Annotated in this window: 9 protein-coding genes and 2 pseudogenes; 5 read left to right on the top strand and 6 right to left on the bottom strand. The window is 62.9% G+C overall.

Going from position 1 to position 9,965, the window contains the following annotated elements; all coding sequences use genetic code 11:
- Window positions 1-338: 338 nt before the first annotated feature.
- Both VG320_RS23245 and VG320_RS23240 read left to right on the top strand, forming a co-directional pair.
- Window positions 339-692 (top strand): sugar ABC transporter ATPase, encoded by a 354-nt coding sequence (locus VG320_RS23245; protein ID WP_327202413.1) that lies wholly within the window; start codon window positions 339-341, stop codon window positions 690-692.
- A 118-nt stretch (window positions 693-810) separates the two neighbouring features.
- Window positions 811-1,320 (top strand): metal-dependent hydrolase, encoded by a 510-nt coding sequence (locus VG320_RS23240; RefSeq protein WP_327202412.1) that lies wholly within the window; start codon window positions 811-813, stop codon window positions 1,318-1,320.
- Between the two features lie 97 nt (window positions 1,321-1,417).
- Here the strand turns inward: VG320_RS23240 and VG320_RS23235 are convergent, their stop codons facing one another.
- Together VG320_RS23235 and VG320_RS23230 are read right to left on the bottom strand one after the other, a co-directional pair.
- Window positions 1,418-2,917 (bottom strand): aldehyde dehydrogenase family protein, encoded by a 1,500-nt coding sequence (locus VG320_RS23235; RefSeq protein WP_327202411.1) that lies wholly within the window; start codon window positions 2,915-2,917, stop codon window positions 1,418-1,420.
- 293 nt (window positions 2,918-3,210) lie between these two features.
- Entirely contained in the window at window positions 3,211-3,414 is a 204-nt protein-coding gene (locus tag VG320_RS23230) for a DUF6900 domain-containing protein (protein ID WP_327202410.1), read from the bottom strand.
- Window positions 3,415-3,793: 379 nt separating this feature from the next.
- Between VG320_RS23230 and VG320_RS23225 the strand changes: the two genes are divergently transcribed.
- A complete protein-coding gene (locus VG320_RS23225; protein ID WP_327202409.1) occupies window positions 3,794-4,489 on the top strand; it encodes an XRE family transcriptional regulator in 696 nt (231 codons plus the stop codon).
- 30 nt (window positions 4,490-4,519) lie between these two features.
- Here the strand turns inward: VG320_RS23225 and pcaQ are convergent, their stop codons facing one another.
- Complete coding sequence (gene pcaQ, locus VG320_RS23220; RefSeq protein WP_327202408.1) at window positions 4,520-5,515, bottom strand: pca operon transcription factor PcaQ; 996 nt, start codon at window positions 5,513-5,515, stop codon at window positions 4,520-4,522.
- A gap of 143 nt (window positions 5,516-5,658) precedes the next feature.
- On the opposite strand from pcaQ, the gene pcaH reads away from it, so the two are divergent.
- Window positions 5,659-6,363, top strand: coding sequence for a protocatechuate 3,4-dioxygenase subunit beta (gene pcaH / locus VG320_RS23215; protein ID WP_103704564.1), 705 nt, complete (start codon window positions 5,659-5,661; stop codon window positions 6,361-6,363).
- Window positions 6,363-6,953, top strand: a complete 591-nt coding sequence (gene pcaG, locus VG320_RS23210; RefSeq protein WP_327202414.1) for a protocatechuate 3,4-dioxygenase subunit alpha — start codon at window positions 6,363-6,365, stop codon at window positions 6,951-6,953. The genes pcaH and pcaG overlap by 1 nt, the downstream gene beginning before the upstream one ends.
- Before the next feature lie 175 nt (window positions 6,954-7,128).
- On the opposite strand, the pseudogene VG320_RS23205 reads toward pcaG, so the two are convergent.
- The 3 genes and pseudogenes from VG320_RS23205 to VG320_RS23195 form a co-directional block, all read right to left on the bottom strand.
- Window positions 7,129-7,706: pseudogene (locus VG320_RS23205) on the bottom strand (NnrU family protein).
- A 304-nt stretch (window positions 7,707-8,010) separates the two neighbouring features.
- Complete coding sequence (locus VG320_RS23200; RefSeq protein ID WP_103704566.1) at window positions 8,011-8,241, bottom strand: H-NS family nucleoid-associated regulatory protein; 231 nt, start codon at window positions 8,239-8,241, stop codon at window positions 8,011-8,013.
- 333 nt (window positions 8,242-8,574) lie between these two features.
- Window positions 8,575-9,965: pseudogene (locus VG320_RS23195) on the bottom strand (excinuclease ABC subunit A); the annotation flags it as partial.

Raw genomic sequence — 9,965 nt, 5'->3', positions numbered from 1 at the left:
TGCGTCACCGCTTCTAAAGTTGCATGCGCGCGCCTCGTTGGGCGCGCTGCCGAGGACACGACCTTATCGGGCACGCAGCGCAATCCGCTGCCTTGCCCGGCTCCAGCAAAACGCACATGCGTCACGAGCGCATGTGCGTTTTTTTCGTCTTGTTTTTTTCCCGCGCGCTTTCAGTTTCTTATCGGCAACTTTCGTCTTGCGGGTCAATGCGCGCTAGCACTCGCGCAGTTGCATCTTTTTACTTCTCCATGCCGCGGCCCGGCAAACGCGTGCGTATACTCATAAGCACTCGCAGCGCGCCTCGCGTTGCGTCCTGCTCCGCACTGGTCACGCCGCTTATGAATACCTTCACGCAACGCCTCATCGCCGCCCTCCCGCTCGCTCTCGTCGCCGCTTGCGGGTCGTCGCCTTCCAGCACCGCCTCGAATGGCGAAACGATGATCTACGCGTCATCGGCGCGCTCGCCTTCGTCGATCGCGAGTTGCCTCGAAGACCGCTTGTCGAGTGTGCATGAATCGCGCAATGGCGACGCCATGGAACTCTCTGTAGGTTCCCGCTCGGATGCGTCCTATTTCGTCACGCTCACACCTAACGGCTATGGTTCGGTGATCCGCGTGACGCATGGCGCGTCGAGTTCGGATGACCCGCCTGAGCCCGAATTGCGCTTCGATGTGGCGCGTTGCACGACTTAATTTCTCGCGTTGCAACTAACGACAGCGTAAGAGAAAGAAACTCGCACAAAGCCCCTGTCATGATGTCGTCACATCTGCGAAGATTGCGCCCTCTTTCGTTTTTGCACGACATCGCTTCATGGCATCTGGGTCCGCACATCACGCCACCGGCTGGGCCGCCGGCGTCATCGCCGCAGCTATCGTTACGCACGCGGGAGCGGATACCCCCTGGCATCTCGCTGCCGCATTGGCCTTTGTTGCAGGTGTTGCGGGCGGCACCGCGCCCGACTGGCTCGAAGTCGCCTGGTGGCGCAAGAAGCGCAAGCTCTGGATCACGCATCGCACGCTCACGCATTGGGGCGTGGGCTGGATCGCGTTGCTGCTGGGCTCGTATCGCGAACTGGGGCATTGGCTGGTCGCCGCGCCTGCTTTCGGCTTTGCATGTGGCGGCGTAATGCATCTGCTGGCCGACTGGCCGAACCCGCTTGGCGTGCCGTGGATCGCACGGCGGCATTCACTCAACCTCTGGCGTAGCGGCCGATGCGATCTGATCGTGATCGCGGCTTCGTGGGTCGCCGCGTGGTTCTTCGCGGTCCATGGCGTGCCGCATAGCTGGTCGTTCGAGCCGTTGCGGCGGCTCGCCTCTTGATCAGCAATCCGAAATAAACCGATGAAAGCGCAGCCGGGGCGACGCATCGCTGCGCCGCCCCGGCTTACCGGATTGCTTCCTGTCTGCTTCCGGTCTATCAGTCGAGCGTGAAGTCGATGCCCTGTGCGAGCGGCAGCGCCGATGAATAGTTGACCGTGTTGGTCGCTCGCCTCATATAACCCTTCCACGCGTCCGAGCCGGATTCGCGTCCGCCGCCCGTTTCCTTTTCGCCACCGAACGCGCCGCCGATTTCCGCGCCGCTCGGTCCGATATTCACGTTCGCGATGCCGCAGTCGCTACCCGATGCCGACAGGAAGCGCTCGGCCTCACGCAGATCGGTCGTGAACACGCAGGACGACAAGCCATGTGCGGACGCATTGTTCGCCGCGACGGCTTCGTCGAAGTCGCGATACTTCATGACGTAGAGAATCGGCGCAAAAGTTTCCTTCAGGACAATCGCGCTCTGCGCCGGCATTTCCACGAGCGCGGGACGCACGTAATAACCCTTGGCCAGATCCGCGATCTGCACGCGCTCACCGCCGGTGACCGCGCCGCCTTCGGCACGCGCCTGCTGCAACGCCGACTGCATACCTTCAAACGCATGCGAATCGATCAACGGGCCCATCAGCGTGCCGGCCTGCAGTGGGTTTCCAATCGGAACCTTGGCGTAGAGCTGCTTCAATCGCTCGACGGTCGCGTCATACACGCTCTCGTGCACGAACAGGCGTCGCAGCGATGTGCACCGCTGACCTGCCGTACCTACCGCGGAAAAAAGAATCGCACGCAACGCGAGTTCGCGATCGGCGCTGGGCGTCACGATGCCCGCATTATTGCCACCGAGTTCGAGGATCGAGCGGCCAAAGCGCTGCGCCACGGCGACGCCGACCGCACGCCCCATCTCCGTGCTGCCGGTCGCGCTCACGATTGCGGCGCGCGGATCGGCCACCAGTTTCGCGCCAACCTCGCGCCCACCGACGACGAGCGCAGCGAGTCCTTCCGGCGCATCGCCAAACGCACGCAGCGCGTCGTCCATGATCTTCTGCACGGCCAGCGCGGTAAGCGGCGTTTTCTCCGACGGCTTCCAGATCACCGGATTGCCGCAGACCAGGGCGAGTGCCGCGTTCCACGACCACACTGCGACTGGAAAATTGAACGCGGAAATGACCGCGCACACACCCATCGGGTGCCAGCTTTCAGCCATGCGATGGCCAGGACGCTCGGATGCGATCGTCAGGCCATAGAGCTGCCGCGACAGGCCGACCGCGAAATCGCAGATATCGATCATCTCCTGCACCTCGCCCAGCCCTTCCTGGAGAATCTTGCCCGCCTCCAGCGAAACCAGGCTGCCCAGCGCCTCCTTGCGCGCGCGCAGACGCTCGCCTAGCAACCGTACGAGTTCGCCGCGGCGCGGCGCGGGCACGTTGCGCCACTGGAGAAACGCCTGCTGTGCGCGGGACAGCGCCGCGTCGACGTGCGCCGCCGATTGGCTCGCCACCCGCCCGATCACTTCGCCGGATATCGGCGATTTCACCTCGATGTCACCCGACCTGGCCTCTTCTGAAATGCCGAGGTCCGCAAGAATGCGTGCTGCGTCCATGACCGATCCTTTATTTCCGATAAGAAACAAAACTCTGGTGAGCCGACTATACACGGGGCGTGATGGCGCAGCAAGACGGGGAAAGCGCCTGGTGGACAGTGTTTCCTTTAAGAAACAGCGACCCTTCGTGGCGGGTTTCCGATAAGAAATAAGGCGTGCGGGATAGACAGTCGGCTGACCACATCGCAAGAAAGCCGCCCGACAACACGGGCGGCTTTTACGTGTGCAAAGGAAGTTTCGTGAGGGAAACGCCGAAGTTCGACACTCCGGCGTTAAAGGAAGGCAAGCAGCGCTTACGACTCTTCCAGGCATTCGGCGCGGCCGACGCTGCGCCCGACGATCAAGCCCGCGTCATAAGCGGATTCGAGCGCGCGGCCGACGTCCTCCGAACTGACCAGGTGGTAGTCGGCGGTTTGCTTGCCGGTCAGTTCGAAACGCTCGACACCCAGCGTTTCTCGTGAGATGACCAACAATAGTTCGAGACGTTCGTCGCGCATTTTCTTCTCCTTGCTTGACTTTAATCATCTAAATCAATAGTAAGGACCACCATACAGTTCGTCACGTGACCCCTCGACGCAGATCGAGGCTCTATTCAAATCCTTACTGTATTGAAAGACATTTCTGACGACCACAAAGATCCGCGCGAATCTTTAATCATTGTTAATTCGGGCCTCAAAACGCCTGGGTGCGACAAAAAGTGCCTGCCCGAAAGTGCAAAAATCGTTGCTTCGATTGCAAACGTTTATCTTTCGTTAGCCATTCGGCCGATGTTTCCGAAAGGCGACGCTTTGCTATGATCGGAAACGTGCCGGAACATCCCTGTAACACCTGGCTTATCTAGATCGCCCGGATCGCCCCCTCTAACGCTTGCCGCCCATGGACACCACGCTCACGCAATCGGCCGCCTCATCGACCGCGGATCTCGGACGCCGCGTTCGCGCTGCGCGCCTCGCCCAGGATCTGACGATCGAGCACGCCAGCCGCGTGTGCGGTGTATCGCGCTCGACGCTGTCGAAAATCGAAAACGGGCTGATGTCACCCACCTTCGACGTGCTGCAGAAGATCGTCGCGGGCTTGCAGATCGATCTGGGCGAGCTGTTCGGCTCGACGCCACAGCTCGACTCAGGCGGGCGCCGCGCGCTCACGCGGCGTGGCGCGGGCAAGCCGCACGCGTATCGCGGCTATTCAATGGAGTTGCTCGCCACCGAACTCGCGCATAAAGCCATGCTGCCGTTTCTGGTGCGCATCACGGCGCACTCGGCCGACGCGTTCGACGACTGGGGCCGCCACGAAGGCGAGGAATTCATCTACGTAATCAGCGGAAGCGTGTGCCTCTATACGGAACTCTATACGCCCACACATCTGGAGCCAGGCGACAGCCTGTACTTCGATAGCCGCACCGGCCATTACGCCGTATCCACCAGCAAGGAAGACGCCGTGGTGCTCTGGATGTCCACCGGCGAGAGCGTGCCGGGCGCGCTGGAGGCCGCCGAGGCGGCAACGATCGCGTCGGCTGAGGCGGTCAAGCCGTCGCGCTCCAGAAGTTCCAAAAGGAAACTTTCGACGGCGTGAAGGCGCAGACAGTCAACACACGCCCAAACGTCACGATTTACTTTTGCCTCGCGAGCGCCCTTTCTTCGCCGCAACAGAAGCCTGCGCCGCAGCACGTCCGCGCGCCGTCTGCCTCACCGCCTCCATCAATGCGCGCCCCGCGGCCGTCGGCTGAGTATCGGTGCGCTGAATCAGGCCGACGGGCTCCTCGCCCCCCGCGCTCGGCAAGGGCAGGCGCACCAGCGTGCCCTCGCGCAGATCGTATTCGACTGCGCCCGACGGCACGAACCAGACCGCGTCGTTCTCGAGCGCCAGCGCCCGGCCGACCGAAACCGACAGCAACTCCACAAACGAGGTGAGCGGCGGCGCGCCCCACGCCGCCAGCAGGCTGTCCGCGGCCTGGCGGATCAAGGTGCCAAAGGGCGGCAACACCAGCGGAAACTGCGTAGGGAACGGCGCGAGCGAGCGCGCCGCGTCGGCATCCGCAACCAGCGGATGGCCCTTGCGCACCACTACCGCCAGCGGCTCGTTATAGAGCTGTTCGAAACTCAGCCCCACCATGCGCTCGGGGTCCGCAAGCCGCCCGACCGCGAAGCTGATCGCGCCCGCCTTCAGCAATTCGAGCAATTCCGCGTTAGCCCCCGTCATGAGCCGCACGCTCACGCGCGGCCAGTCGACAGTAAAACCGCGCAGCGCAGGCGGCAGCAGCGCGGTCGCCACCGTCGGCAAGACACCGATATCGAGCGTCGCCGCTACCGCCCCCTCCTCACGCGCCAGCAGCGCCACGCCCTGACGCAGCGCGCTCACACACGCGCTCGCGTGCGGCATGAAAAGCTGTCCCTCGCGCGTGGGCACCGCGCCGTGCCGGCCGCGCTCGAACAGCTTCACGCCGAGCGCCGCTTCAAGCTCGGCGATCGTTTTGGAAACGGCGGGCTGGGTGATCGACAGGCTCTCGGCGGCCTGCTGCACGCTGCCGAACTGCGCAACCGCAAGAAAACACTGGAGATGGCGAAATTTGACGCGTGAGTCTGCGAGCCGGTTTTGCATAACGATTGGTTATACGAGACACGATAAAACGTCATTTTGCATAACTTTTCGCATTGGATAAAGTGGCTGCATGCTCGTGATGCGACTGTGCGCCACGCGGCAATAAACTTCTTCCCACAAATCCTGCCAGGAGACACCCCACCATGGACGAGTCCATCCTGTCGCCGCGCGACTTCGATTCGCATCCGGCGTATGTCTATCCCCCGTATCGCTCCTCCGTCAAACGTGGCCCGACGCTGCCGCTGATTCCGCTGAAGGAAAAGCTGCGCAATCTGCACGCGCCCGTCTATGGCGCGGAAGATCTCGGCGCCCTCGATCACGACCTCACGCGCAACGCCGCACGCAACGGCGAGCCGCTGGGCGAGCGCATCATCGTGACGGGCCGTGTGCTCGACGACGGCGGCAAGCCGGTGCGCAACACGCTGGTGGAAATCTGGCAGGCCAACGCAGCGGGACGCTACGTTCACAAGCAGGACCAGCACGACGCGCCGCTCGATCCGAACTTCCTCGGCGCCGGCCGCTGCGTGACGGATAACGAAGGCCGTTACCGCTTCCTCACGATCAAGCCGGGTGCCTATCCCTGGGGCAATCACCCCAACGCATGGCGTCCGCAGCACATCCACTTCTCGCTGTTCGGCGATTACTTCGGCTCGCGCCTCGTGACGCAGATGTATTTCCCGGGCGACCCGCTGCTCGCGTTCGATCCGATCTATCAAGGCACGCCCGAGCAGGCGCGCGAGCGCATGATTTCGCGCTTCTCGCTCGACACCACCGAAGACAGCTACGCACTCGGCTACGAATTCGACATCGTGCTGCGCGGCCCGAACCAGACCCCCACGGAGCGTTGATCATGGCACTCAAGGAAACGCCCTCGCAGACCGTCGGCCCGTACTTCGCTTACGGCCTCTGCCCGCAGCAGTACAACTTCGACATGAAGAGCCTGTTTACGCCCGAACTGGCCGGCTCGAAAACGCCCGGCGAGCACATCACGCTGATGGGCCATGTGATCGACGGCGACGGCAAGCCTGTGTTCGACGCGATGCTGGAGTTCTCGCAGGTCGATGCGCAAGGCCACTATCCGGATTCGCGCGCGCAAGTGGCCGAATCGGGCTTTCGCGGCTTTGCACGTGTGGGCACCGGCACGGACCCGGAGCAGCGCTTTGTCGTGCGTACGGTCAAGCCGGCCAGCGAAAACGCCGGCGAAGCACCGCATATCAATGTGATCGTGATGATGCGCGGCATGCTCACGCACACGTTCACGCGCATTTATTTCGACGATGAAGCCGCGGCCAACGCAGCCGATCCGGTGCTCGCATCGGTGCCGCAAGCGCGCCGCAATACGCTGATCGCACGCCGCAGCGAACAGGCCGGCAATATCGTTTACCACTTCGATATCCGCATGCAGGGCGAAGGCGAAACGGTGTTCTTCGATCTCTGATGCACGGCGCCGCGAACGTGCGGTTCATGACTTTCGCGCGTACTTTCACGCGGCTTTCATGAACCGGCCCTAAGATCGCTACCACTGCGATCTGATCGCGGAACTCCGAGCTGTACCTTGATGAGGCCTGCCATGAGCAGGCTTCTTTTTTTCCGGCGCCGATCAATCGAATGGATCAGCCAAAAGGCCGCACGCCGATCAGCAGGCCATGCAGCCAGAACGCAAACACGGCCCACGCCACCAGGCCGATGACGACCGTCAGCGCGTCGTGCGCGACGCTGCCCGCTGCGTAGACCACGCCGGCCTCACGATCGCGCCTGCGCCCGGACGGATTTCGACCAGCGACCAGACAAGAAAAACGAAAAAAAGCAGCATCGCATGCAGCGTGCCGTTGGCGAGCAGATGGGCGAACGCCCAGAGCGCCACGCCGCTCACGAAGGGCTGGCCCAGCGCGCGTTTGATGTGATTGCCCGGGACGTAGGCCGCCGTCATCATCACGAAGGCAATCGCGGTGAGCAGGCCGGTAACGTGCGCCATGCCGAATGGCGGCAACCAGACAGGCACCGGATAGCGGCGCGCGAGGCCATAGCCCATCACGGTCAGCACGATGCCGAGAATCGAGAGCAGCGCGAACATACCCCGCCACGCCCGCAGGCCGAAACGCTCGATCTGCGCAGCGCGCCAGGGCGCCGCCACGACACGAATCGAATGCACGCCGATAAACAGCACGAGCCCCACGACCAGCAATGCCATATCCGCCTCCCTGCAGCCGCCGGGCCGCAACGAGCACGATTATGGCGCTTATCGCGCTACACGGGCCTGAGCCTGATTAAAGCGCCAGCTAATCGCCCGCTAACAGTCAGCTACAGGCGCGGCACAAACACGGGATGCATTGAGGCAAAGCGCCATTGATTAAATGGGCAATATTCGCTAAAAAGGGGGTTTTTCAAACACCGCTGAAAAATATTGGAGAAGTCAAAATCAGCCGAACGCGTGTTCGGCAATCGGACGACTTACACTTAATGGATCTGCCGTGCGCTACACGGTGGGCATTCCGCTAGCAGCGGAAATGCTCGATATCCTGACCCGCATGCTTATAACGCAACAGCCAGCTCGGCATATCGCCTTCTCCATTCCAGGAGTTGCCATATGCGTCGCGATACTTCGGAAGCCGTTCGCTTTCTGCAATAGATGATTCAAGAACTTCGAGCGTAATGCCGTACTCATCCATGCGGCGCTTGATCCACAGGATGAGCCGTTCGCGCGCCTCACTGTCGAGGTCGAACATCGGTTAATTCCTCTCGCATCGCCAGGGGACAGGCGCCGATCGATATCGAATCGTCTGCCCTGAAAAGACAAAGCCTGAAAAGACAAAGGCTTCGCCGTTGAGCACGAAGCCTTGCTGCACTGATGAGGGGACCAGGAGGTGGAATCCGTGGCCGTGCCGGAGGGGATCTGAGGTCCGCTGCTCCGCTCGCCAGAATGTGCCGCAAAGGTGCGCGGCTGTTTGCTGCAAGCGGAGCCCATCTTACCTTGCCGCGCCCGCCCAGATCAAGCGATTTGACGCCTGCGCGGGCCATTTAAAGCCGTTGCAGGCGTCTTTGCCGACCCTCCGGCGGGGTTACCCCTGGGAGGCCGCGGCGCGCCGTCTGGCGCCCTCTGGCTTGTCCGCAACTTCATCCGCGGCCGCGTCGATCTGCGGCGCGTCGGATGCCGTGCGCGCGAGCACCGGTTTGAGCGCCGCGCCCGTGTGGCTCGCGGCCACCTTCACGAGCCCTTCGGGCTGCGCCGCGCCGACGATCGTGCCCCCGCCCACCCCGCCCTCGGGACCGAGATCGATGATCCAGTCGGCTTCGGCGATCACGTCGAGATCGTGCTCGATCACGACCACGCTATGCCCCGCATCGGCCAGGCGGTGCAGCACGCGGATCAGACGCGCGACATCAGCCATATGCAGACCGACGGTCGGCTCGTCGAGCACGTAGAGCGTGTGCGGCGCTTTCTGCCCGCGCCGCGTGATGTCGTCGCGCACCTTGGACAGCTCGGTCACGAGCTTGATGCGCTGCGCCTCGCCGCCTGAGAGCGTCGGCGAAGGCTGGCCAAGCGTGAGATAGCCGAGCCCCACATCCTTCATCAATTGCAGCGGATGCGAAATACTCGTGATCGAGGCGAAGAGCTCCACGGCCTCGTCGATCTCCATCGTCAGCACTTCGCCGATATTGCGGCCGCGCCACGACACCGCCAGCGTTTCCGGATTGAAGCGCTGGCCATGACAGACGTCGCAGGGCACTTTGACATCGGGCAGGAAGCTCATGCCGATAGTTCGGACTCCCTGGCCTTCGCAGGCGGGGCAACGACCGTCGCCCGTATTGAACGAGAAACGCGACGCGCTATAGCCGCGCGCACGTGCTTCCAGCGTATCGGCAAACAAGCGGCGAATCGCATCCCACACGCCGATATAAGTGGCGGGACACGAACGCGGCGTCTTGCCGATCGGCGTCTGATCGACTTCGAGCACGCGGTCGATGCTCTCCCATCCACTGATCGAATCGCAGCCCTGCCACACATGCGCAACCTCGAGTTTCGGCTTCGCACTGGTGCGCGCGAGCACGCTCGAACGACGTTCGGCGGCGCTCGGCGCGCTCGCTTTCGCGGACTTGCGCGCGCGCCGCTCGGCCGGCGACGACAGCACGGAGCGGCCCACCGCGTCGAGCAGATTGGACAACAGCACATCGCGCGCGAGCGTGGACTTGCCGGAACCGCTCACGCCCGTGATCGCAACAAGGCGGCCAAGCGGAATCTGCGCGGTCACATCACGCAGATTGTGCAACTTGCCGCCATGCACCGTGAGCCATTGCGCAGGCACGGCCTCATGGCCCGCGCGCGCCGGCTTCACTTCGCGGCGCGGCTGCAGCGGATGCACGATCGGATGCGCAAGATAGCGGCCCGTGAGCGAATCGGGCTGCGCCGCGAGATCGGCGACCTTGCCTTGCGCAACTACGCGGCCGCCAC

This window comes from Paraburkholderia sp. (assembly GCF_035948235.1).
Lineage (GTDB): Bacteria > Pseudomonadota > Gammaproteobacteria > Burkholderiales > Burkholderiaceae > Paraburkholderia.
This window is presented reverse-complemented; position numbering and strand designations above follow the sequence as displayed.

What these genes read in the sequence shown, in the direction of transcription:
- VG320_RS23245 (WP_327202413.1), top strand. Translation starts at nt 339, where the DNA reads ATGAATACCTTCACGCAACGCCTCATCGCCGCCCTCCCGCTCGCTCTC.
- VG320_RS23240 (WP_327202412.1), top strand. Translation starts at nt 811, where the DNA reads ATGGCATCTGGGTCCGCACATCACGCCACCGGCTGGGCCGCCGGCGTC.
- VG320_RS23235 (WP_327202411.1), bottom strand. Translation starts at nt 2,917, where the DNA reads ATGGACGCAGCACGCATTCTTGCGGACCTCGGCATTTCAGAAGAGGCC.
- VG320_RS23230 (WP_327202410.1), bottom strand. Translation starts at nt 3,414, where the DNA reads ATGCGCGACGAACGTCTCGAACTATTGTTGGTCATCTCACGAGAAACG.
- VG320_RS23225 (WP_327202409.1), top strand. Translation starts at nt 3,794, where the DNA reads ATGGACACCACGCTCACGCAATCGGCCGCCTCATCGACCGCGGATCTC.
- pcaQ (WP_327202408.1), bottom strand. Translation starts at nt 5,515, where the DNA reads ATGCAAAACCGGCTCGCAGACTCACGCGTCAAATTTCGCCATCTCCAG.
- pcaH (WP_103704564.1), top strand. Translation starts at nt 5,659, where the DNA reads ATGGACGAGTCCATCCTGTCGCCGCGCGACTTCGATTCGCATCCGGCG.
- VG320_RS23200 (WP_103704566.1), bottom strand. Translation starts at nt 8,241, where the DNA reads ATGTTCGACCTCGACAGTGAGGCGCGCGAACGGCTCATCCTGTGGATC.